General features: G+C 70.6%; 21 protein-coding genes and 1 tRNA gene. 17 read left to right on the top strand and 5 right to left on the bottom strand.

The features are described from left to right. Positions 1–20 precede the first annotated feature (20 nt). Positions 21–1,433, top strand: a complete 1,413-nt coding sequence (locus F603_RS0122300) for an amidase (protein ID WP_019548164.1) — start codon at positions 21–23, stop codon at positions 1,431–1,433. 59 nt (positions 1,434–1,492) lie between these two features. On the opposite strand, the gene F603_RS0122295 is transcribed toward F603_RS0122300, so the two are convergent. After that, positions 1,493–2,014 carry a DUF3830 family protein gene (locus F603_RS0122295; protein WP_019548163.1) on the bottom strand — a complete coding sequence of 174 codons (522 nt, stop codon included), beginning with the start codon at positions 2,012–2,014 and terminating at the stop codon, positions 1,493–1,495. 182 nt (positions 2,015–2,196) lie between these two features. Here F603_RS0122295 and ehuB point away from each other — a divergent pair, with 182 nt between their 5' ends. From ehuB to F603_RS0122270, 5 genes are all read left to right on the top strand, one after another. Further along, positions 2,197–3,123, top strand: coding sequence for an ectoine/hydroxyectoine ABC transporter substrate-binding protein EhuB (gene ehuB / locus F603_RS0122290; protein WP_211231113.1), 927 nt, complete (start codon positions 2,197–2,199; stop codon positions 3,121–3,123). Further along, positions 3,120–3,842, top strand: a complete 723-nt coding sequence (ehuC, locus tag F603_RS0122285) for an ectoine/hydroxyectoine ABC transporter permease subunit EhuC (protein WP_019548161.1) — start codon at positions 3,120–3,122, stop codon at positions 3,840–3,842. Before ehuB ends, ehuC begins: the two co-directional genes overlap by 4 nt. After that, on the top strand, positions 3,842–4,492 hold the full coding sequence (gene ehuD, locus F603_RS0122280; RefSeq protein WP_019548160.1) for an ectoine/hydroxyectoine ABC transporter permease subunit EhuD: 651 nt from the start codon (positions 3,842–3,844) through the stop codon (positions 4,490–4,492). The genes ehuC and ehuD overlap by 1 nt, the downstream gene beginning before the upstream one ends. Next, complete coding sequence (gene ehuA, locus F603_RS0122275; protein ID WP_019548159.1) at positions 4,482–5,297, top strand: ectoine/hydroxyectoine ABC transporter ATP-binding protein EhuA; 816 nt, start codon at positions 4,482–4,484, stop codon at positions 5,295–5,297. Before ehuD ends, ehuA begins: the two co-directional genes overlap by 11 nt. A 288-nt stretch (positions 5,298–5,585) precedes the next feature. Further along, complete coding sequence (locus F603_RS0122270) at positions 5,586–6,344, top strand: IclR family transcriptional regulator (RefSeq protein WP_019548158.1); 759 nt, start codon at positions 5,586–5,588, stop codon at positions 6,342–6,344. Positions 6,345–6,354: 10 nt separating this feature from the next. On the opposite strand, the gene F603_RS0122265 is transcribed toward F603_RS0122270, so the two are convergent. Beyond that, a complete protein-coding gene (locus F603_RS0122265) occupies positions 6,355–7,650 on the bottom strand; it encodes an ROK family transcriptional regulator (protein WP_019548157.1) in 1,296 nt (431 codons plus the stop codon). A gap of 223 nt (positions 7,651–7,873) precedes the next feature. On the opposite strand from F603_RS0122265, the gene F603_RS0122260 reads away from it, so the two are divergent. Next, positions 7,874–7,947, top strand: a tRNA-Lys gene (locus F603_RS0122260). Here the strand turns inward: F603_RS0122260 and F603_RS36035 are convergent. After that, on the bottom strand, positions 7,913–8,371 hold the full coding sequence (locus F603_RS36035) for a hypothetical protein (protein ID WP_245600866.1): 459 nt from the start codon (positions 8,369–8,371) through the stop codon (positions 7,913–7,915). The two genes, F603_RS0122260 and F603_RS36035, sit on opposite strands and share 35 nt — an antisense overlap. Before the next feature lie 326 nt (positions 8,372–8,697). Between F603_RS36035 and F603_RS36030 the strand changes: the two genes are divergently transcribed. Next, on the top strand, positions 8,698–9,846 hold the full coding sequence (locus tag F603_RS36030) for a hypothetical protein (RefSeq protein ID WP_019548155.1): 1,149 nt from the start codon (positions 8,698–8,700) through the stop codon (positions 9,844–9,846). Here F603_RS36030 and F603_RS0122245 read toward each other — a convergent pair. Both F603_RS0122245 and F603_RS0122240 read right to left on the bottom strand, forming a co-directional pair. Continuing rightward, positions 9,835–12,132 carry a tetratricopeptide repeat protein gene (locus tag F603_RS0122245; RefSeq protein WP_026328633.1) on the bottom strand — a complete coding sequence of 766 codons (2,298 nt, stop codon included), beginning with the start codon at positions 12,130–12,132 and terminating at the stop codon, positions 9,835–9,837. The two genes, F603_RS36030 and F603_RS0122245, sit on opposite strands and share 12 nt — an antisense overlap. 73 nt (positions 12,133–12,205) lie before the next feature. After that, positions 12,206–13,216 (bottom strand): ABC-2 transporter permease, encoded by a 1,011-nt coding sequence (locus tag F603_RS0122240; RefSeq protein ID WP_019548154.1) that lies wholly within the window; start codon positions 13,214–13,216, stop codon positions 12,206–12,208. 330 nt (positions 13,217–13,546) lie between these two features. On the opposite strand from F603_RS0122240, the gene F603_RS0122235 reads away from it, so the two are divergent. From F603_RS0122235 to F603_RS0122195, 9 genes are all read left to right on the top strand, one after another. Further along, positions 13,547–14,140 (top strand): lytic polysaccharide monooxygenase auxiliary activity family 9 protein, encoded by a 594-nt coding sequence (locus F603_RS0122235; RefSeq protein ID WP_016908528.1) that lies wholly within the window; start codon positions 13,547–13,549, stop codon positions 14,138–14,140. A 676-nt stretch (positions 14,141–14,816) separates the two neighbouring features. Then, on the top strand, positions 14,817–16,793 hold the full coding sequence (locus tag F603_RS0122230; RefSeq protein WP_019548153.1) for a glycosyltransferase family 2 protein: 1,977 nt from the start codon (positions 14,817–14,819) through the stop codon (positions 16,791–16,793). Beyond that, the gene (glxA, locus tag F603_RS0122225; RefSeq protein ID WP_019548152.1) at positions 16,790–18,784 is read left to right on the top strand and encodes a radical copper oxidase GlxA; all 1,995 of its coding nucleotides are present in this window, start codon (positions 16,790–16,792) and stop codon (positions 18,782–18,784) included. The genes F603_RS0122230 and glxA overlap by 4 nt, the downstream gene beginning before the upstream one ends. Positions 18,785–19,180: 396 nt before the next feature. After that, positions 19,181–19,390, top strand: a complete 210-nt coding sequence (locus tag F603_RS0122220; protein WP_019548151.1) for a hypothetical protein — start codon at positions 19,181–19,183, stop codon at positions 19,388–19,390. Between the two features lie 5 nt (positions 19,391–19,395). Next, complete coding sequence (locus F603_RS0122215) at positions 19,396–19,926, top strand: DUF6879 family protein (protein ID WP_019548150.1); 531 nt, start codon at positions 19,396–19,398, stop codon at positions 19,924–19,926. Next, positions 19,923–20,765 (top strand): helix-turn-helix domain-containing protein, encoded by an 843-nt coding sequence (locus F603_RS0122210; protein ID WP_019548149.1) that lies wholly within the window; start codon positions 19,923–19,925, stop codon positions 20,763–20,765. The genes F603_RS0122215 and F603_RS0122210 overlap by 4 nt, the downstream gene beginning before the upstream one ends. Positions 20,766–20,948: 183 nt before the next feature. Continuing rightward, positions 20,949–21,341, top strand: coding sequence for a hypothetical protein (locus F603_RS32595; RefSeq protein WP_019548148.1), 393 nt, complete (start codon positions 20,949–20,951; stop codon positions 21,339–21,341). A gap of 193 nt (positions 21,342–21,534) precedes the next feature. Then, positions 21,535–21,780 (top strand): hypothetical protein, encoded by a 246-nt coding sequence (locus F603_RS0122200; RefSeq protein WP_019548147.1) that lies wholly within the window; start codon positions 21,535–21,537, stop codon positions 21,778–21,780. A 149-nt stretch (positions 21,781–21,929) separates the two neighbouring features. Continuing rightward, on the top strand, positions 21,930–22,361 hold the full coding sequence (locus F603_RS0122195) for a hypothetical protein (RefSeq protein WP_019548146.1): 432 nt from the start codon (positions 21,930–21,932) through the stop codon (positions 22,359–22,361). The last annotated feature ends 965 nt before the right edge of the window (positions 22,362–23,326 follow it).

Genomic DNA, 23,326 nt, shown 5'->3' with positions numbered 1-23,326 from the left:
TCCACCGGGAGGCTTCGTCCATGTCGGATCTCACCAGCCGTACGGCAGCGCAGTTGACCGCCGGGTACCAGACCGGCGAGTTCAGCCCCACCGACGTCGTGCACGCCGTACTGGAGCGGGCGGTCGAGGCGCAGGCGCGGGTCAACGCGTTCGTCCGCATCGACGGCGACGGCGCGCTCGACGAGGCCGCCGAGTCGACCGAGCGGTGGCGCCGCGGTACGCCGGCCGGGCCGCTCGACGGGGTCCCCGTCACCGTCAAGGACATGCTGCTGACGCGCGGAGTGCCCACGCTGAAGGGCTCGTTGGCGCTCTCCGAGGACGGCGCCTGGGTGGAGGACGCGCCCTCCGTCGCGCGTTTGCGCGAGCAGGGGGCGGTCTTCGTCGGCAAGACCACCACCCCGGAGTTCGGCTGGAAGGGCACCACCGACAGCCCCCGCCACGGCGCGACGGGCAATCCGTACGACGCGCAGCGCACGGCGGGCGGTTCGAGCGGGGGGAGCGCTGCCGCGGTGGCGCTCGGCGCGGGGCCGCTCTCGCTCGGCACCGACGGCGGGGGGTCCGTGCGGATTCCGGCGGCCTTCTGCGGCGTCTTCGCCATGAAGCCCACGTACGGGCGCGTGCCGATCCACCCGGCGAGTCCCTTCGGGACGCTCGCGCACGTCGGCCCGATCACCCGCGACGCTGCGGACGCCGCGGCGCTGATGGACGCCGTCACCGCGCCCGACCCGCGGGACTGGTCCCAACTGGGCCCCGTCGAGGGAGGGTTCCGCACGGCGCTCGCCGAAGGAGCCGACGGCGTACGGGGGTTGCGGATCGCCTACTCCCCGGACCTCGGCGGGCGGGTCGCGGTCGACCCCGCCGTCGAGGAGGCGGTGCGCGGGGCCGTCGCGCTCCTCGCGGAGCTGGGCGCCGAAGTCTCCGAGGAGGACCCCGACTTCGCCGACCCGGTGGAGTCCTTCCACACGATGTGGTTCAGCGGGACGGCTCGCGTCACACAACCCTTCACGCCCGAGCAGCTCGACCTCCTCGACCCCGGCTTGCGCGAGGTGCGCGACGAGGGGGCGCGCGCCAGCGCCCTCGACTACCTTGCGGCTGTCGACGAGCGGATGGCGCTCGGCACGCGGATGGGCCTCTTCCACCAGCGGTACGACCTGCTCGTGACGCCGACGCTGCCGATCACCGCCTTCGAGCTCGGTGCCGAGGTCCCGGCGGGCTCGCCCCACGACCGGTGGACGGGGTGGACGCCCTTCACCTACCCCTTCAACATGACGCAGCAGCCCGCGGCTTCGGTGCCGTGCGGTGTCGGCGACGGCGGGATGCCCGTCGGCGTGCAGCTCGTCGGGGCGCGCCACCAGGACGCGCTCGTCCTCCGCGCAGCGCACGCGCTGTACGAGGCGGGGCTCGCCTCCCGTGTCCCCGCGCCGCCGCTCTGAGCAGCCGGGCGGAGCGGCGGCCTCCGGCCGAGGGGCACGCCCCTCGGCCGGCAACGCGCCTACGCCCGTCGGAAGTTGAGCGTCTCGCCGAGGGCTCCCGCGCGCCAGAGGTCCTGGCACGCCTCCGCCATGCGGTCGAGTCCGTCGACGACCGAGCCCCAGACGATGCCGGGGACCCATCCGGCGTCGCCGTTGATGAGGAGGTTGTTGCGCTCGTAGAAGAGGGCGAGGTCGATCACGGTCGACCTGGTGGCGTGTGCGGCCTCGGAGCCCTGCTGCTCGGCCGCGGCCTCGTAACCGTAGGAAGAGGTGCTCAACTCCGTCTGGGAGAAGGTGAAATAGCAGAGGTCTCCCGGGATGGGGGTGACGGTGGGGTTCTCCAGCGGCGGCTCCTCGGGGGCGAAGGGCGGAACCAGCGCATAGATCTCGTTCCGTGCGTACTTTGCGTGGTAGACGTCTCCGCCGAGCGGGAGTGCGTTCCAGACCGCTGCACAAGTGAGGGGGGCCCGGTCGTCGAGTAGCTTTGCCGTGCAGCTCACTCCGCGCTTGTCGAGTGAGACTTCGATGAAGCGTTCGGCCATGGTGCCTCCGCGTACTTCTCGGGCCTCTCGGCCGCCATTCAGCCGCTATGACGTGCTTCGCCGGTTTGGCCGGGTTGTTTGGTTCCGCGTCCATACTGCCGCAATCGTCAAGCCCTCAACACGCGTACCAGCGGCCGGAAACAATCCGCATAGGTCCATCGAACATGGGTAGCCGCGCGGCCATGGCTCCACCACTAGGGAACGACAAGGGAAGTATCGGGAGAGGTTTCAGCCGCCGCTCGCTGATGGCCGGTGCCGCGGCAATCGGCGCGGCCGGCACGCTCGCTGCGACGACCGGTTGCAGTCGCGTCTCCAACGCCGACAGCAAAAAGGGCGGCGACCTTCTTGAGCGCCTCAAGGCCCAGGGGACCGTCAAGCTCGGAATCGCGGGCGAACAGCCGTACAGCTACATCGACAAGCACGGTGAACTGACGGGAAGCTCCCCCGCCATTGCGCGCATCATCTTCAAGCGGCTGGGCGTGCCCAACGTGCAGCCGATGCCGACGGAGTTCAACTCGCTGGTCCCGGGGCTCAATTCGCAGCAGTTCGACGTGGTCGCAGCCGGCATGTACCTCACGCCCGAGCGCTGCGAGCAGGTCCTCTTCGCCGACCCCGAGTACCAGATGCCGGACGCGCTCATCGTCCGCAAGGGGAACCCGAAGAACCTGCACAACTACGAGGACATCAAGAAGGCGGGCGCCAAGTTCGCGACGGGCACGGGATACGCCGAGATCGAATACGCGGAGGAGGTCGGCATCAAGGAGTCGGAGATGCTGCTCCTCCCCGACCAGCTCGCCGGTCTCCTCGCGGTCGAGCAGGGAAGGGCCGACGTCTTCGCGGGCACGGCGGTCACCGTCCGGAACGTCGTGCACCAGACGAAAACCCGGAAAGCCGAGTACACCAAGCAGTTCGTGCCCAAGCTGGACGGCAAGCCCGACCTCGGAACCGGAGGTTTCGCTTTCCGTCCGGCCGAGCGGAATCTGCGCGACGCCTTCAACGACGAGCTCCTGAAGATGAAGAAGAGCGGTGAGCTCCTCCGCGTGATGAAGCCGTACGGCTTCCTCGAGGAAGAGATGACGGACATTACGGCGAAGGAGCGTTGTCAATGACGGACCTCACAACGGGATTGTGGGGGCTGCTCTTCCAGGGTGTCTGGGTGACCATCCAGCTCACGGTTCTCGGCGCCGCGCTCGGGGCGTTCGTCGCGTTTGTCGTGGGCGTTGCGCGTACCAACAGACTCTGGATCGTGCGCTTCCTCTCCGGTCTCTACATGGAGATATTCAGGGGCACTTCGGCCCTGGTGCTGATGTTCTGGGTGTTCTTCGTGCTGCCGGTCGCTTTCGGGTGGCAGCTCGTCCCCATGTGGGCCGCCGTCCTCTCGCTCGGCCTTACTTACGGCGCCTACGGCTCCGAGATCGTCCGCGGTGCTCTCGCCTCCGTGCCGCCGGCGCAGCGGGAGGCCGGTATCGCGCTCAACTTCACGCCCTGGCAGCGGTTGCGGAAGATCGTGCTTCCGCAGGCGTGGCCCGGGATGATCCCGCCTGCGAACAACCTCCTCATCGAGCTCCTCAAGGGGACGGCGCTCGTCTCCGTCCTCGGTGTCGGCGACATCGCCTTCGGCGCCTCGCTCGTGCGCAACGCGCTGGGCGACAGTGCGCCCGTCTACACGATCATCCTGGTGATGTACTTCGTCATCGCCTTCGTCCTGACCCGCGGGATGCGCGCCCTGGAGCGCCAGGCCAAGGCCAACCTCGGCCAGGCGCCGGAGCGTTCCCGGCTCTTCGGCAAGGGCAGGCCGGCGGCCGCGACCAGCACTGGAGGTAAGTGATGCAGTGGGACTGGTCGGCGGTGGCCGACTTCATGCCGCGCTTCTGGGACGGCGTCCTCGTCACGCTCCAGGCGCTCGTCCTGGGCTCGCTGATCGCCTTCGCGCTCGGCCTCGTCTGGGCGATCGCCCAGCGTTCGGCGCTCAAGGCGGTGCGCTGGCCGGTGACCGTGATCACCGAGTTCGTCCGGAACACCCCGCTCCTTGTGCAACTCTTCTTCCTCTACTTCGTGCTGCCGGAGTGGAACATCACGTTCTCGGCGCTGACGACCGGCATCATCGGCCTCGGTCTGCACTACTCGACGTACACGGCCGAGGTCTACCGCGCCGGCATCGACGGCGTCCCCGTCGGCCAGTGGGAGGCGTGCACCGCGCTGAACATGCCGCGGGGGCGCACCTGGACCGCGGTGGTCCTGCCGCAGGCGATCCGCCGCGTCGTGCCGGCGCTCGGCAACTACGTGATCGCGATGCTGAAGGACTCGCCGATGATCGCCACCATCGGCGCCCTCGAACTGCTCGGACAGGCCCGGCAGTTCAGCGCTGTCACCTTCCAGCCGACCGAGCCGATCACCGTCGTCGGCATCGCCTTCATCCTCATCGCCTACCCGGCATCCCTGCTGATGCGAGCTCTGGAGCGTCGCCTTGTCCGCTGAGAACACCACACCCAACGACCACGCCAACCCCGCCGTCGACGGCAGCGAGTTGATCCGCTTCGACAAGGTCACCAAGCGCTTCGGCGACAACGTCGTCCTCGACAACCTCTGCTTCGACGTCGCCTCGGGCAAGCACGTCACGCTGATCGGCCCCTCGGGCTCCGGGAAGACGACGATCCTGCGGCTGCTGATGACGCTGGTGAAGCCGGACGAGGGCACGATCAAGGTCGCCGGGGACTACCTCACGCACGAGGAGAAAGGCGGCAGGCTCGTCCCGGCGGGCGAGCGGCACGTCCGCGAGGTGCGGAAGAGCATCGGCATGGTCTTCCAGCAGTTCAACCTCTTCCCCAACATGAAGGTGCTCCGGAACATCACGGAGGCACCCGTCCACGTCCTCGGCATGGGCAAGGACGAGGCCGAGGAGCGCGCACGGGAGCTGCTCGAACTCGTCGGGCTCACCGACCAGATGGACAAGCATCTGAGCCAGCTCTCCGGCGGCCAGCAGCAGCGCGTGGCGATCGCCCGCGCGCTGGCGATGCGCCCACAGGTGCTCCTCCTCGACGAGGTCACCTCGGCGCTCGACCCGGAACTCGTCGCGGGCGTCCTCGACGTCCTCAGGGACATCGCGCACACCACCGACATCACGATGCTCTGCGTCACCCACGAGATGGGTTTCGCCCGGGACATCTCGGACGACGTCCTGATGTTCGACGAGGGCAGGGTCATCGAGTCGGGCGCACCGGAGAAGATCTTCAGCGAGCCCGAGCACGACCGCACCCGCGAGTTCCTCAGCGCCGTGCTCTGAACACCCGCGCGGGGGCGCCGTGTTGCGCAGCGGAGGCGCCGAGGCCGGGGCACGTACAGGAGAGTACGGCCCCGGGCTCGCGTCCCGCGCACGTCCGCGAGCAGCCCCGAACAACCGGGCGAGTGCACGGGGTTCGTGCGGTACGAGCGGGGTAGGGATCGGCTTGCGGCATATGCCGATCGCGGGATCATCGCCCTTTCGCCGGCGCGCTGCCCGCTATCGTGTTACGTACTGACGTGACCACACGCAGCGGTCGCGACGCGAACCGTCACCACTCCAGGGGGCACCGTGGCGCCGACGCCGGAGCCAGCACAGCCGATCCGTTCGGTCCAGTACGCGCTGCGGGTGCTGGAGACAGTCGCCCGGCACCGCGACGGGGTCGGCGAGGACCTCCTCTCCCAGGAGACGGGCATCGAGGCGGCCCAACTCCAGCCGCTCCTGCGGATGCTGCACGGCGAGGGATACGTCGAGAAGCACGAGGACGCCGAATACACCGTCGGCGAGTCCCTGCTCATGCTCGGCGTCGGCGGAGACCACAAGCGCGTCCTCCAGGAACGCCTCCAGGACACCCTCACCGACCTCAGGGACGCCGTCGGTGCCGCGGTCTACTTCAGCCGCTACAAGGACGGCGAGCTGGAGACGACGCAGTTCGCCGACAGCCCCGCGGCACCCGCCGTCAACCAGTGGGTCGACTTCCGCTCGGCCGTCCACGCCACGGCGATAGGCAAGTGCCTCCTCAGCCAACTCGACCACGACGGCCGCAAGGACCACCTCGCGCGCCACAAGGCGGCCCGCCTCACCTCCCGCACCATCACGGACGAGCGGCTCCTCCTGAGCACCCTCGACCGCCAGCCGCCGACCGTCCCCACGCTGGACCTCCAGGAGTACGCCGTCGGCACCGTCTGCGCAGCGGTACCGATCACCGCCGGCTCCTCGGTGAGCTGCCTCGCCCTCTCGCTCCCCGTCGACCAGGCGCACCGGCTCCGGCGCGCGGCCGAGGCGCTGAGCCGCAGGGCAGCGCCCGTCATGCTCTCGCTGTCGCTCTAGGCCGAGCCGCTCATCGCGCCCCGCGCTCCTCCAACACCGCACGCCACCCCGCCGGTTCGACCCGCTCGTCCGGCCCGGGGCGCGGGTCCCTGCGCCCGCCCTCCGCGAAGAAGGCGGCGAGCGGCAGCGTGGCGGCCCCGACGGTCACGGCGTCGGGGCCGAGGCGTCCCAGCTCTATCGCGACGCGCTCGCCCGGGTAGCGCAGGGAGTGCGCGGCGGCGTGGCGGCGGACGGCGTGCAGGAGGTGCGGGCCGATCCGCAGCCCGGCCCAGCCGCCGATCAGCACCCGCTCCGGGCCGAAGAGGTTGACGAGAGCCGAGATGCCGGCGCCGAGGTACTCGGCCGTCTCGTCGAGGACGGCGACGGCCGACGCGTCGGCCGACCGACCGTCGCCTGGGTACGCGGCGGAGAGCAGGGCGCAGAGCCCGGCCTCCTCGTCGTCGGCCGGCGGCGTACCCCCCGCCTCCCGCCAGCGCTCCAGCAGGCCCGCGGACCCGGTGTACGCCTCCAGGCACCCGCGCGCGCCGCAACGGCAGCGCCGGCCGCGGAGGTTGACCGTCAGGTGCCCCCACTCGTCGGCGCCACCCCGGTCCGCGCCGCCCGTGACGACGCAGGCGCCGACGCCCGAGCCGAGGAGCACCACCACGGCGTCCTGCGCACCGCGGCCGCCGCCGAACCACATCTCCGCCTGGCCCAGCGCCTTGGCACCGTTTCCCACGAAGTACGGGACCTCAGCGGGGAGTTCGACGAAGGCACGGAGACGTTCCTCCAACGGCACCGCGTCCCACCCGACCGTCTGGCCGTGCACCATGGCGCCCCGCTCCGCGCCCCGCTCGACGATGCCGGGGACGCCGACGCCGACGCCGAGGAGTTCGGCGGGCTCCGCGCCGCTGCTCCGCAGGACGCCGGCTATGCACTCGCCGACGTGGCCGGCGACGAGTCCGGCGTCGTACCCCTGGCGGGTCAACGGGAGTTCGGCGCGGGCGAGTTCGTTGAGCGCGAGGTCGAAGAGCTCGACGCGGACGCGGGTCTCGCCGATGTCGACGCCGATGAGGCGGGCGCTGCCCGCCGCCACGCGCAGCAGAGTGCGCGGCCTCCCCCCTTCGGACTCGATCACGCCCGCCTCCTCCAGCAGTCCCTCGCCGGTGAGTTCGGCGACGACGTTGCTGATGGAGCCCGAGCTGAGCCCCGTCGCGGGGCCGAGTGCCTGGCGGCTCAGCGGACCCTCGAAGTACAACTGCCGCAAAACCGCCGTGCGGTTGCCGCGGCGCAGGTCCCGCACCGTCCGCCTGCCGTGCTCTGCCATATGGCTCCTCCCTCCGAGAACTTATCCTCGGGAAGGCCGGCGGGGCACCCTTTTCTCTCGTATTAGCTCTCGTCCTGAATTAAGAGGCGAGACGGGAAGTGACGCACTCCGGCCAGGCGCTCGGTGCGTGCGGATGCCGTCACGCCCGGTGACGAGCGGACGGTCACGAGCACCCCGGCGGAGGGGGTAGTATTTCCTGCGTCGGCCGGGAACGGCGGACAGCGCGCCGCTAGCTCAGTTGGTTAGAGCAACTGACTCTTAATCAGTGGGTCCGGGGTTCGAGTCCCTGGCGGCGCACCCCCTCGAAGGCCCCCGCACGCTGCGGGGGCCTTCGTCGTTGGCCTAGGGTGCACGGATGACTGCGGTGGGGTGCGGGCACGGCGGCACGGAGTGGATACGCGTACCGGTGGGGGCCGACGCGGAGCGGTTCGCCTCGCGCCGGCAACTGCGCCGCGTGCTCCTCGTCGTCCACAACGTGACCTCCGCCACCCGGCTCCTCGACCTCCTCCCGCTCTTCCGCGACGACCTGCGCCTCCAACTCCTCGCCACCTGCACCGGTTCCTCCCCCGTCCAGCACGGAATCGCCGAGCTCCTCGCCGACCTCGGGCTGCCCGTGCTGCCGTGGGAGCAGGCCGTGCGGACACCGGTCGACCTCGCGGTGAGCGCGAGTTACGGGGGTCAACTGGAGGCGTTCCAGGGGAAGTTGATGGTGCTGTCGCACGGGGTCGGATACAATAAGAGGCTGGCTACGCCGGACGCCGGACGCCGGACGCCGGACGCCGGACGCCGGACGCCGGACGCCGGACGCCGGACGCCGGACGCCGGACGCCGGACGCCGGACGCCGCGAGCCCGCGCCCGCACCTGTCTTCGGCCTCTCCCCCGAGTGGCTCCTCCACGAGGGCAGCCCCCTCGCCGCGGCCACCGTCCTCTCCCACCCGGAGCAGCTCGCCCGGCTCACCGAGTCCTGCCCGCAGGCCGCACCGACCGCCGTCCTCGCCGGGGACCCCTGCTACGACCGGCTCCTCGCCTGCGCCGCGCACCGGGACGTGCACCGTCGCGCTTTCGGGCTCACCCCGGGCCAACGGCTCGTGGTCCTCAACTCGACCTGGAACCCGGAGTCCCTCCTCGGCGACGCGGGCGCCGACGTCCTGCCGGACCTGCTCCGCCGACTCGTCGAGGAGCTCCCCTGCGACGAGTACCGGCTCGCGGTCGTCCTGCATCCCAACATCTGGCACGGCCACGGCCCCGGCCAGGTGACGGCGTGGTTCGACGCGGCGCGGCGGGCCGGGGCCGTCCTCGTGCCGCCGCTCGACCAGTGGCGGCAGGCGCTCGCCGCGGCCGATCTCGTCCTCGGTGACCACGGCAGCGTCTCGTACTACGCGGCGGCCCTCGGCGTTCCCGTCCTCCTCGGCGCATGGCCGACCGACGGGCTCGCGCCCGACTCGCCCGTCGCCGCGTTCGTACGCGAAGCGCCGCGCGTCGACCCGACGCGCCCCCTGCCACCGCAGTTCGAAGAAGCGCTCCAAGTGCCGTGCACACCGGGGAACTTGGCGGAGAGCGTGAGTTCGGTGCCGGGGCGCTCGGCGGAGCTGCTGCGCCGGTGCGCATACCGGCTCCTCGGCCTCGACGAACCGGAGAGCCCCGCGCTCCTCGACCCCTTGCCCGCGCCGGCGTACGAGCCCGCACACCGCACGGCACCGCTCCGCGTACGCACCCGGGTGGCGGACGCCGGCGAAGCGCCCCGCGTCGAGGTGGTGCGCAGGACCTCCGCCCACGCCGACCGGGACACCGGGTGGCGCACGCACACCGTCGTCGACGAGGCGACGGCCGACCTCGGCAGGCTCGCCCTCGCCGACGTCGTCGTCCTCCGCGCGGACGCGGACGACGTGCGGCACGGCCCCGCTGACACGTGGCTGCGCGAGGCGGCCGAACGCCACCCGCACGCGTCCCTGTGGTGCCGTGTCACGGGCCCCGACCGCTGCACGGTCCGCACCGCCGACGGCACCCACCACACGCTCGCGGCCCGCCGACTCCCCGACGGCCACGCCGACTTGGCCGACCCCGCGCTCTACGCCTCCGCACTCCTCGCCTGGCTCACCGAGGGCCGCCCGGCGGAGGGCCTCCGCCTCACCGTGGAGACGGGGCACGAGCGCCACGACGTCGTCTGCTCGGCGTCGGCGGCGTCAGACCTCTGACTCCAGCAGACCGCGGAGCCGGTCCGCCGCTTCGAGTTCGCCGAGCGCCTTGCGGAGGCGCAGCGCGCGCTGGCGGAGGCTGCGGCGCTCCGGCGCGTCGGGGACGCGGTCGGCGAGGAGTTCGGCGGCCTCCGCCTCCTGGGGCAGCGCACCCTTGTCGTCGAAGAGGTCGAGCGCCTCGCGCAACGCCTCGACGCCCGCGTCCGGCCGGCCGGCTGCGGCGTGCGTACGGGCGAGGGTGACGAGGACCTTTGCGCGGTTGTAGAGGTCGCCGGGCGGTGGGAGGCCGGGGAGGTCGCGGAAGGCGAGGAGGGCGGCGTCGAGTACGGGGAGCGCCTCCTCCGCGCGGCCCAGTCCGGTGAGCGCCCGCGCGTCGTTGTGGAGCAGCAGCGCACGGGCGCGCGGGTCGGTCGCGTACGCGGCGGCCTCGGTGAAGCACGCGCGGGCCGCGGCGTACTCCTCCTCGTCGAGCCGGAGGTAGCCGAGCGACTCCACGGCGGTGGCGCGTCCGCGCGCGTGGTCGTCGGGCTCCAGCTCCTTCGCCCGCGTGAAGTCGTCCGCCGCGCGGCCGGACTCGCCCAACGCACGGTAGGAGAAGCCGCGTTGGACGTGCAGGCGGGCGACGAGCCGCGGGTCGGCGAGGCGCGGCCCGCGGGCGCGGTCGACGGCGGCGGCGAGCGCGGCGCCGTGGGTGCGCAGGCAGTCCTCGTGGAACCCGAGACGCAGGTGGAGCCCCCACATCGCCTCGCAGAGCTCGGCCGCCAGCTCGGCGAACCCGGAGTCGGCCGCGAGCACCACGGACTCGACGAGCGCGGAGCGCTCGGTGCGGAGCACGTCGAGCGCTTCCCGGTCGCTGCCGTACACCTGTGCCTGCGCGCGCCGCCCCGTGTAGAACGGGCCGAGCACCCAACGGCCCCGCATCACACGGCGATCGGCGTCGACGGCGACCTCGCGGTAGTGCTCCAGGAGCCGCAGCACGGCGACCCCCGGCGCCTCCGCCGGGAGCCCGCGTGCGTGGCGACGTGCCGCGGCGGGTTGGCGGTACCGGCCGTTGCCCGGGGTGCTGAGGAGGCCGACCGAGGCCAACTCGGCGCAGGCGTCGGCTGCTTCGGCCTCGTCCACGTCGAGGAGCCGCGCGACGGGGGCCGCCGTGACGCCGCACCCGGGGCCCGCGTGCGGGAGGCGGCCGAGTCGGGCGTGGAGCCGCTGGGCGAGCGGGGTGAGCGTGCGGTATCCGCCGTCGAGGATGCGGAGGGTGGCTCGGCTCGCCGCTTCGTCGCCGTCTTCGGGCATCGGCTCTCCCGCCGGTGGCGCCGTCCCCGCGCCTGCCGCGGGCACGCGCGGGAAGCCTTCCCGCGGCGCACCGGGCCGCATGCGGCCGCCGACGCTTCGGCGGACGGCGGCGACCTCCCTGAGGTCCCCCGGGTGGCCGGCGCGGACGACGGCGCGCAACTCCCGGTCGTCCCTGTCGGGTTCGGCGCCGAGCTGCCGCAGCAGCTCCCAGGAATCCTCCTCGGGAAGCGGCTCCACCGGGAGGACGGCGCCGGCGTCCCCCGCGAGGCCGAGGGGCACGGAGGCGGCGGTGACGAGGGTGAGGGAGCCGGGGATCTCGGGCCGCACGGCGCCGAGCTGGGCCGTGCTGTGCGCGTTGTCGAGGAGGAGCAGCGGGCGGGTGCCCGCCAGGAGCCGGCGCAGGCGCCGGCGCTTGGCCGCCGCGGTGCGCGGCAGGGACTCCTCGGGGAGGCCGGCGTCGAGGAGGAGTTCGGTGAGGGCGCTGCCGCCCGTCTGGGCGCTGGACGGGTCGTCGCCGCCCAGGTCGACGGCGTGGTGGCTGCCGGGGAAGTGCCCGGCGAGCTCGGTGGCGAGCTGCCGTGCGCAACTGGTGGTGCCGCTGCCGGGCGGGCCGTGGAGCAGCACGGTGAGTGCGGCGTCGGGCTGGGCCGCGAGTGCCGAGGTGACGAACTCGCGGGCGCGGTGGCGGAGTTCGTCTTGGTCGAGGAAGGGGTGCGGGGCCGCGAGGCGTTCCGGCGGGAGTGCGCCGTGGTCGCGGAGGAAGCTTCTGAGGAGGAGCTGGACGGAGCGGTCGTCGACGGCGGAGGCGACCTCGTCGAGGGCCCGCCTGAAGCCCTCCGCGTCGTCGGGCCGCAGTCCGTCGCGGTCGTCGGGCGCGTTGCCGCGCCGGCGCACCCGGCGGAGGAGGTCTTTCAGCTCCGCCACCGACTGGTCGGTGACGGACTGGAGGACCGCGCCGCCGACGAGTCCGAGCCCTCCGATGAACAGTTCCACCGTGCCCCCCGGTGATCGTCGCGAGCGTCCAGGGTAGTGCCAACGCACGTGCAGCGGCAGGCGCTTGGGGCTCTCACATCGGCAGACGCAACAGGTCGCCGTCCCTGCTGCGCCGGGCGCAGACCACGGTCAGCAGGACACCGGCCGCCGCCCACACGGCGAGGACGGTGAGCGGGAAGGTGAGGGCGTTCCCCGAGAAGTAGACGGCGTTGCGCACGGCGTTGGTACCGGCGCCGGCGGGGAGCCAGTCGCCGATGGCGCGCCAGAACGGCGGGATCATGTTCCGCTGGTACGCGCCCCCCGCGCTGGGGTTGCCGAGCACGACGAAGAGGACGATGGCGACCCCGATCCCCACGACGCCGAAGAGCACCTGGAGCGCGATGGTGACGGCGCCCGTCAGGAAGACGGTGAGCGCGCCGATGCCGACGATCGGCCAGAAGTGCCCGGGCAGCGCGTCGAGTACGGGTCCGACGATGAGTGCGCTGCCGATCCCGGAAAGCCCCGCGTACAGGGCCATGGCCGCGACCCGCAGCGTCGCCCTGCGCCGGTCGACGGGGCGTGCGCCGACGGTGATGCCGAGCATCGAGGCGGCGAGGTAGCCGCCGACGAGCCAGCCGACGACGAGGTAGAAGGCGGTGAGGCTGCCGTGGTCCCCGCTGCTCGCCGGGGCGATGTCCTCGGTGTGGAGCCTGCGGCCCTCCGAGTGCGCGTACTCCTCGGCGAGTTCGCGTACGGCGCCGGTGACCGACTGCCCGGCGGCGGAGGCGAGGAGGAGCGTGTCTCGGTCGCCGTCCGGGTCGACCACGTATCCGGCCTCGGCCTCCCGGTGCAGGACGCGGTCGCGCGCCGCTTCCGCGTCGTCGACACGGGTGGTCTCGACGGGGCGCCCGGGCAGCCCGTCGAGTTGGCGGGCCACCTGCTCGGGTGCGGCGACGGCGAGCGGGATGCGCTGCGGTTCGGGGTGGTGGAAGGCGCCGACGTAGGAGAGGAGGAAGCCGAGTTGGATGAAGAGGACGGCGACGGTGAGCCAGAAGGCTCTGGGGGTGATGGCGTCGCGGAGGTCGGCGAAGCGGGAGGTGCGCATGGGCGGTCCTTGCGAGGGGCTCCGCGCGGAAGGCGCCGGGACGCGGAGGCGGGGCGGGAGTTGGCGTACGGGTTTCGACGGGTGCGTGCAGGGTGCGCACGGTTTGTCCGTCGTCATGCCTACCGCATCCACCCGGCCGTTCCGGGTGCGCCACGACCGTCGCGGCGACGCGGCGGGGTCGAACGGCACCCTCAAGGAGCCCCGGATTCCTCTTGCATTGGTCTGGACATGCCGAGGAACAGACCAGTAGTTTGCAGGTTGGTCTAGACCGCGTCGTCTCCCGTGAGGCCCCCACACCCCTCACGCCCCCACAGCACAAAAGGAGCGAACATGCGCAAGAAGATCGCAGCAGCCGCCGTCGGCCTCGGACTCGGCGGCGCCGCCATCCTGTTCACCGGCGGCTCCGCGCAGGGGCACGGCTACAGCCAGGACCCCATGAGCCGTCAGGCGTACTGCGCCGAGGGCACCGTGAGCGACTGCGGCTCCATCGAGCACGAGCCGCAGAGCGTCGAGGGCCCCAAGGGCTTCCCCGAGGCGGGCCCCGAGGACGGCAGCATCTGCTCGGGCGGAAACGAGGGCTTCGCCCAGCTCGACGACCCGCGCGGCGGCGACTGGCCGACCACGAAGCTCGACGCGGGCGGCGACTTCACCTTCAAGTGGAACCTGACGGCGATGCACTCCACCACCGACTTCCGGTACTACATCACCAAGGACGGCTGGGACGCGAGCAAGCCGCTGACCCGCGCCGACCTGGAGTCCGAGCCCTTCCTCACGGTGCCGATGAACGGCGAGCAGCCCCCGGCCGAGTGGACGGCCGACGGCCAGCTCCCCGAGGGCAAGTCGGGCAAGCACCTGATACTCGGCGTCTGGAACATCGACGACACGGCCAACGCCTTCTACTCCTGCGCCGACGTCGAGTTCTGACGCACCTGCGCGGCGGACCCGTCCGCCGATGAACGACGCACGTCCAGCCCCCATGCGAGAGGGCCGGGCCGCATCCGGGCGGCCCGGCCCTCTCGTGCGCACGTCCCTCGGGCCGCCGGAGCGCGCCGCCGGCGGAACGGAGCCGTGAGAGCGCCGCCGTACACCCGTGCGCTGCGGCTCCCCTCCGTACGATTCCGGTCCCCCGGAAAGAGTGAACGCGCCCTGCACTGCCCGGTGTTGGTTGCACGAGCTATCCCTGCCGGGCCCGTCCGCCGCGAGCGCGCCGTGGAGGATCGGTGCAGGTCGCACGGGGGTGACGTGTTGGTCACACCGAACTCGGCAATCCCTGCCGTTCCGGTGTGAACAGCCTGTTTCGCCCTTGCGATCATGCGGGGAGTCCGGGAACCTAACGTCGAGTCAACGAGGCTGCTGAAACCGGACGGACGCCGGACGGACGCCGGACGAACCCCGCGCGAACACCGCACTGCACGGCACCGCAAAAGGCGCGTCCCTCCACCGGTGGAAAACGGAATCGTTGGATCGATTTGGGAACCGCACGGGGCCGTACGGAGTCCTGGCACTCGGCGGTCGAAGTATGCCGCGCTCGGGTCAGGGGGGCCGCAGTCCCGAGCAAGCACGAGTACACGCAGCCAGCTGCGTGCGGGGGGATGGACGCATGACGCCGTCGACGCCGCCGGACGACACAGGGGCGCACACCGGCCAGGACGCGACGCGGACCACCCAGTTGCGAATACCGCGGCCGGGACGCACCCGCAACGGCAGCGGCAGGACCGGGCGTTGGACGCGCAGGGCGCTGCCCCGCTACGACTACGAGCACTACAGCCGCCTCGCAGGCCCGCTCAACCAGCCGCCGCCCGGCCGCCCGTACCGCGTCGCCTACCGCAGCCTGCTCGCCGACGAGCCGCACAGGTTCCGCGCCGGCTTCCTGCTCTGCCTCGCCCCGCTGCTCTCCGCAGGGCTGCTCGTCTGGCTGATGCAGCCCGAGCACTGGACGAAGCGGGACGACGGTGCCGTCTCCGACCTGGTGCTCAAGCTCGACATCGTGATGCTCGTCGCCATCGGCCTGATCGAGCTCTTCCGCACGATGAACGTCGTCTCCAACGCGCACGCCACCCTGGTGGCCCGCGACCCGATACCCGTGGTGCCCGAGTCCGGCACCAGCGTCGCCTTCCTCACCTCGTTCGTGCCCGGCAAGGAGCCGATCGAGATGGTGACGAAGACGCTGGAGGCCGCCGTCCGCATCCGCCACCGCGGAACGATGCACGTCTGGCTCCTCGACGAGGGCGACGACCCGGAGGTCAAGGAGGTCTGCCGCCGCCTCGGCGTGCACCACTTCTCCCGCAAGGGCGTCGAGAAGTGGAATCGGCCGAAGGGCGCCTTCCGCGCCAAGACCAAGCACGGCAACTACAACGCCTGGCTCGACGCGCACGGCGACGACTACGACTTCTTCGCCGGAGTCGACACCGACCACGTCCCGCTCCCCAACTACCTGGAGCGGATGCTCGGTTACTTTCGCGACCCGGACGTGGGCTTCGTCATCGGCCCGCAGGTCTACGGCAACTACGACAACTTCATCACCAAGGCGGCCGAGTCCCAGCAGTTCCTCTTCCACGCCCTCATCCAGCGGGCGGGGAACCGCTACGAGTCGCCGATGTTCGTCGGCACCAGCAACGCCGTGCGCGTCAAGGCGGTCAAGGCGATCGGCGGGCTCTACGACTCCATCACGGAGGACATGGCCACCGGCTTCGAGATGCACCGCCACCGGAACCCGGAGACGGGCCGCAAGTGGCGCTCGGTCTACACACCCGACGTGCTCGCCGTCGGCGAGGGCCCGAACGCCTGGACCGACTTCTTCACGCAGCAGCTCCGCTGGTCCCGCGGCACCTACGAGACGATCCTCAAGCAGTACTGGCGCGGCCTGTTCACCCTGCCGATCGGAAAGCTCTTCAACTACACGATGTTGATGATCTTCTACCCGATCTCGGCGATGAACTGGATTCTCGCCGCGCTGAGTTGTGCGCTCTTCCTCGGCGTCGGCGCCTCCGGCGTGCAGATCGACCCGACGATCTGGATGGCCCTCTACGGCAACGCCTCCGCGCTCCAGATAGGTCTCTACATCTGGAACCGCCGGCACAACGTCTCCCCGCACGAACCGGAGGGCTCGGGCGGCCTCGCCGGCATGCTGATGTCCGCGCTCTCCGCGCCGATCTACGCGCGCTCGCTCTTCGACACCGTGCTGCGGAGGAAGAGCAAGTTCGTCGTCACGCCGAAGGGGAACTCGGCGAGCCCCGACACGCTCTTCGGCACCTTCCGGGTCCACCTCTTCTTCATCGTGATCTTCGGCGGCTCCTTCGCCGGGTCCTTCTTCCTCGGCCACGACCACCCCGCGATGCTGACGTGGGCCGCGCTCGCCCTGCTCATCACGGCCGCGCCGATCATCGGCTGGCGGGCCACGGTCCGTGCCGAGAAGAAGAAGCGGAAGAACGCGAGGAAGCATCGGCAGGGGCCGCCGCCGGCGCCCCCTGCCGACGTGGGCCCCGGCGGCCGGGGCCCCTCGCCCCAGGGCGCGCCGGGGTCGACGGGCTCGCCTGACGACACCATGCAGATCGCCCTTGGGGGACGCAACAAATGAAGTTCCGCGTAAGCCGCCGTACCCGTCGCCTCACGATCGGCACGGTGGTGGTACTCGCGATCGTGGGGTTCAACGGGCCCGCGCTGTACAGCGTCGCCTCGGAGAAGTACCACGACTACAAGATCAACAAGCCCGAGTACAAGGCCGAGAAGGGCCACTGGGAGATCGTCGACATACCGGAGGAGTTCCGGATCAACACGATCCACGCCGCGCTGCTCAACACGGGCAAGGTGCTCCTCGTCGCCGGCTCGGGGAACGACGCGAAGAACTTCGCCGCGAAGAGCTTCCGTTCGGTCGTGTGGGACCCGGTGAAGAACAGCTTCAAGAATGTGCCGACGCCCAACGACCTCTTCTGCTCGGGCCACAACCAGCTCCCCGACGGCAAGCTCCTCGTCGCGGGCGGCACCCAGCGCTACGAGACGCTCGAGGGCGACGTGCAGCGCGCGGGCGGCCTCATGATCGTCTACAACGAGAACCCGGACAAGGCGAAGACCCTCCCCGCCGGCACCAAGTTCACCGGCCAGAAGAACGGCATGACCTTCGTCTCCAAGGACCCGATCGTCGTGCCCCGGGCGAAGAAGAAGATCGACCCCGTCACCGGTGAGGCGAAGGTGACGTCGAACCTCTCGCGCGTCTACGTCGAGGCCGTCAAGAAGGGCCGCAAGTACCAGACCGGCGCCCAGGACCAGTACCGCGTCGGCGGCCTCCGCGGCCAGGAGAAGCAGGACATCTACGGCATCGCACAGAAGCTCTCCTTCGACAAGAAGGACTTCCAAGGCATCCGCGACGCCTACGAGTTCGACCCCGTGGCCGAGCGCTACATCAAGGTCGACCCGATGCACGAGGCCCGCTGGTACCCGACGCAGCTGACCCTCCAGGACGGCAAGGTCCTCTCCGTCTCCGGGCTCGACGACATCGGCCAGGTCGTGCCGGGCAAGAACGAGATCTACGACCCCGACTCGAAGAAGTGGTCCTTCCTTCCGCGGAAGCGGTTCTTCCCCACCTACCCGGGGCTCCACCTCGTCGGCGAGAACAAGGTCTTCTACTCCGGCACCAACGCCGGCTACGGCCCGGCCAACCGCGGCCGCGTCCCCGGTTTGTGGAACCTGCAGACCAACCGCTTCCAGAAGATCCCCGGCATGAGCGACCCGGACGTGCTGGAGACCTCGATGTCCGTGCCGCTGCCGCCGACCCAGTCGCGGAAGTTCATGGTGCAGGGCGGAGGCGGCGTCGGCGAGTCCCCGAAGTCCACCAACAAGACGCGGATCGTCGACCTCAAGGAGGACCAACCGCGGTTCACCGACGGGCCCGACCTCTACGACGCCGTCCGCTACCCGTCGAGCGTGGTCCTGCCCGACGACACCGTGCTCACCACCAACGGCTCCAAGCAGTACCGCGGCAAGAGCGACTCCAACGTCCTCAAGGCGGCGCTCTACGACCCGGCGAAGAACGCCTACGACGAGGCGGCGGAGCCGCTCGTCGGCCGCAACTACCACTCGGGCGGGCTGCTCCTGCCCGACGGCCGGGTGATGACGTTCGGCTCCGACTCCCTCTTCGCCGACAAGGCGAACACCAAGCCGGGCGAGTTCGACCAGCGGATCGAGATCTACACCCCGCCGTACCTCAACAAGGAGGACAAGGACCAGCCGCACCTCGCGGACCTCGGCGACTCCCGGAAGACGGTCGACGTCGGCGACCCGCTCTCCTTCCGCAGCGACGACGCCGAGCGGATCGAGAAGCTCCGCCTCGTGCGGCCCAGCTCCTTCACCCACGTCACCAACGCCGAACAGTCCTCGGTGGCACTGAAGTTGACCAAGGGAGCCGACGGCAAGCTCTCGACCCGCATCCCCGACGACCCGTCACTGGTCACACCGGGCTGGTGGATGGTGTACGCGGTCGACGGCGACGGCATCCCGTCGAAGGCACGCTGGGTGAAGGTCAACGTCGACGCCCAGGCCGGCACGGTCACCACCACGCAGCAGGACCCGTAGGCCGGTCCCGTATGTGGTCCCTCCCCTCGTGTGCGGGGGGAGGGACCACAGCGATGCGGGCAGGGTTTCCGTCTTTGGTCAGGGGCCAACCTTGCATGCGCGGGAACCACAACGGCCTCGGGTCGTTCTGGCGGATCGGAGCCGGACCACCCCAGCACGCGCGGGGAGCATCGCCCTGACCTGCGCTGTCGGCGGTGCCAGTGCACCGTCGAGCTGATAGTCACTGTACTGACACCGGCTCGCGTGTCGCAGGCCGTTTCGCCTCGCTCCCCTTCGGGAGGGCGGGGCGTTCCGTCGTGTTAGGGCGGTGTGACTTTGCCCGTTCCATCTCCCGATTCTGTGATCACCGCTACGGTGCGAATTGAACTGATAACTGGGCAACGATCGGAGACCACGATGGCCCGTCAACTCCGCATGATCGGCACCTCGTCGGAGGACGGCAAGTGCCCCACCCTCTACGAAGATGTGACCACGGGTGACATCGTGGTCCAGGGCTACACCATGACCGACCCCACGGACGTCGGGCAGCTCGCCAACGTTCTCAACGGTGAGTCGGCCGTGGTCGTCCCGCGAGAACTGCTGACCCGCTTCGCACCCAAGGAGTAGCGCAAGTGCCGGACTTCATCGACGACTCGACGTTCGGCGAGTACTTCGAAAACTTCGCACACACAGCTTGGCGGCTGGAGACGCGACGCGGGTACGCCTCCGACCGCGAGGGCGAGCGATATCAGCTCTTCCTCGCTGGCCGCTTGCCGTTGGACACGACGCGTCCGTGGTGCATCAACGTCCAAAAGCAGACAGCGCAGGGCAAGCGGTTCGAGCGCGTGCGCGTTGTCGATGATCCGCCCACCGAAGAGCAGCGGTTCCTCTTCGAGGGAGCTGCAAGCAACAACCAGGCCGGCGAGGACATCCGGAACATGTGGCGCTCCGACGCCGAGCGAGCCGGTCTCCCCGCTGAGGACTTCTGGCTGTTCGACTCGCGGTTCGCTCTGCGGATGCACTTCGACGCCGCGGACGAATATCTCGGCGCCGACCTTGTTGAGGACCCGGCCGAGGTACTGCGGTACTGCCAGATCCGGGATGCCGCTTGGCACTTCGCGGTGTCGCGGGACGCCTTCCGGGCGCACATCCTGGCCGGGTGAGTACCGACTTTCAGCAGGCCCGGCAGTCCCTCGGTGCGCGTCTGAACGAGATGCGCGCCGAGGCCGGTCTCACCACGAGGCAGCTAGCGGAGCGCTGCGGCTGGACGCATTCGAAGGTCTCCAAGCTGGAGAACGGGCGCCAGACGGCGACAGGCGCTGACCTGGAGAGCTGGACCCGGGCGACGGGGCGCCTAGACGATCTCGTCGAGCTGCGCGGGCGTCTGCGTGGTCTGGAGACCACCTACCGGTCGTGGCGGCGTCAGCTTGCGGCTGGGCACCGGGCGGTGCAGGAACTCAACGTTGCCCAGGAGCGGGAGGCCGAGCACATCCGCCTGTTCGAGCCCGCGATCATCCCCGGGATCTTCCAGACCCCGGAGTACGCCCGGTGCGTCCTCACCGACGTCTCCGAGCGGCACGGCAAGGCACGCGATATCGAGGCCGGGGTACGGGCGCGAATGCGCCGCCAAGACGTGCTGTACGAGCCGGGGCACCGTGTGGAGGCGATTATCTGGGAGGCAGCGCTATACGTCGCACGGTGCGCGCCGGAGGGGATGGCCGCTCAACTGGACAGGCTCTTGGGGCTGATCGGGCTGGAGTCCGTGCAGCTCGGCGTCGTCCCACTCGGCAAGCGGCTGCGGCTGTCCCCGAAGCACGGATTCTGGGTCATCGATGACGGCCTGGTCGTGGCCGATACGTGGAACGCGGAGATGTGGCTCGACACCGCCGAGGACATCGCCTTGTACGTCAAGATCTGGGACGAACTCACAGGCGCCGCTCTGTACGACGCGGATGCACGTCGCCTGATCGCAAGGGCGCGCGCGTCGATCGACCTGGCGTGAGCACCAACGCGAACCTCGAGAACCATCGCGAGAACCATCGAGAACCAAACCGGACGAGCGAGAACCGACGCTCCTACGGTGCTGCGCATGGTGACGAACACCCTCGGTACTACTACGGCTCGTGATGATCGATGGTCCGCCGGCGCCCGCTGGCTGGCCGAGTCCACATCACATCCAACCGATGTGCTGACCGCCTGGTCCTCCGGGACGCTGGCAACGATCCAGGTACCGGACGCCTGGAGCATCGTGGAGGCTCGGCTGCCCGACAGCATGGAGGCTCTCCCTCTCCTCTCCCGAGCGCGGCGGCTCGGGCCTGTGCTCGCGTACCCCGAGCGGGAGTTGGCGTGGTGGCTCGTGCCACCGACCGCCGCCGAGCACCTTGGAGATCACGCGCCGCGCATCGTCGTGCACGACGCGGGGTGGCAGATGAAGTGCCCGGCGCTCGGCGACTACTTGCACGGGTGTGGCTGGTTGGAGAAGCCCGACGGGTCGGGGACGCTGACCGACCCGGTGATGCTCGGCGCTGCGCTCAGCCACGCACAAGCCCCGCGCTCGTCGCGAGGGAGTGCCCGGTGAGGCGGGGTGATGTGGTGATCGACCGTCTGACCGGGCGTCTCGGTGTGGTGGAGGAGGTGCGGCCGCACGAGGTCCGGCTGCGTCCCTTGCCGGAGGGTGTCGGCCCGGCGTGGAGCACCACTCCGGCATCGGTACGTCGCGCTGAGGATCGCGAGGTGCTGACTGCTCTTCGTCCTCGTGGGAGGGAGGCCTTGTGATCACTCGGACGCTGTGGGACGTAGTGTGCCTTAGCCAGGCCGGCGGTCGTGAGTGCGAGGCGGAGGCCAACGCCCTGCCCTCGGAGGCGAGTGCGGACGCCTGGCGCGGCCGCCACTACCGGGAGACCGGGCACACCCGGTATCTGCGGGTCAGGTCGGACTACGAAGACCTCGGCCAAGTCCCGGAGCTCGCTGCGCCGTTGAGGCCGGGCCTGCGCGCGGTGGCGGACCCGGAGACGTGATGCGGCGTGGGATGGGGCCCGGCGGGGGGCTGCTCCCTCACCCCTGGACTCCCGGCGACAGAGGCTCCCGGGAATGGCTCCGCCGCGTCGGCCTCTAAGACATCGACGCGGCGGAGCACCACACCACACACCCAACGAGGCGGGGACCCATGTCCGATACCGACACCGATCCGAGCGACGACGCCGAGCACATCTACCGCACCGTCGCCGCCGCGCCGATGCCGCGCCCGTGGCTGGAGAGCATCGCGGCCGGAGCCGGCGGCTGGAGCCGCGCCCGCACCCACGGTGCACTCGGCCAAGCCACCGCCGAGGGACACCTCGTGCTCTCCGTGGACGAGGTCGGCACGCTCGCCGAAGTACCCGACCGCGACCAGGCCGCGCGCGAGGCCGCCAATCTTCCAGATGCACACCGTGAGGAGATCGCCCGGCGCATCGCGGACGACTTCCTGCTGCGCGCGACCGCCGCCGAGCACCTCCTGACGCCGTGGCATCGGACGACCGCGCGCACCATCGAGTACGCGCCCGCGCCCGACATGCGCGACGGGCCAGGTGATCAGGCTCGGGCCGTGGAGACACCATGATCGGCGGGGATGTGGACTCTGATCACGGAAGCGGCACCCCGAAGATCGCTTCGGGGTGCCGCTTCTCCGCTTCTGACCTGCGCCTAGGAGGTCTGTGGAGCCTAGGGGAGTCGAACCCCTGACATCTGCCCTGCAAAGACAGATGCACCGCCCGGCAAGTTTCGCCGAGCCACTCCGAGGCGTTCCGAGTGCTGGTCAGCGGCAGCCCTCTTGATCAACATCTGCTCTTACCGAGAGAAAAAGAGGGCAGCGAGGGACGCCGAGGGGGGGTTGTGGATTCCATGTGAACTTTGTCCATTCCCGGCCTCATGAGACGGCTCGCAGGTGGCGGCCACCGGCGAGTGCCTCGCGGGCGTTCCCGACAACTACCTCGCCGCGGTGGGTGTACAGCCACGTGACCTTGCCGCCGCGGTCGTTCCGAGGATGCACTGCACCTCGGCCTCGGACAACCCTTGCGCGTACAACCGCGAGGCGTACACGTCCCGGTAATCCGAGCCCCTCGGCCACCACTCCTTGCGGCCGGTCTCGGGGTTCTTCACCTCACGCGCGATGTCGGCCTCTTGGATGGCAGGAACCCACACCCGTCGAAAGTTGTTCCTCCTCAGCACACCCTCAACCTCGACCGGACCACCCCCGCACACGCGGGGACCACCGGGATGGGAGCGACACGGTGGGCCTCACCTGGGGACCACCCCGCACACGCGGGGACCACAGTCACCTCGTCGGCATTGAGGTCCGCGTCACGGGACCACCCCCGCACACGCGGGGACCACCCGCGCGAGGTCGACGCCCTCGACGAGCGCGCGGGACCACCCCCGCACACGCGGGGACCACACTTCCCGACCTGCACTCCTACGAGCGAGTAACCGCAATTTGCTTCACCGCGCACCCGCCCCAACAGACCACCGAGTCCCACTCAGCCGCACCTCCGAACCCGCCCACCACCCCGCATACCTCCGCAATCC

Source organism: Streptomyces sulphureus DSM 40104 (genome assembly GCF_000381025.1).
In the GTDB taxonomy this organism is placed as follows: domain Bacteria; phylum Actinomycetota; class Actinomycetes; order Streptomycetales; family Streptomycetaceae; genus Streptomyces; species Streptomyces sulphureus.
The sequence above is the reverse complement of the archived record's forward strand: the minus strand, read 5'-3'. Positions and strand labels throughout refer to the sequence as shown.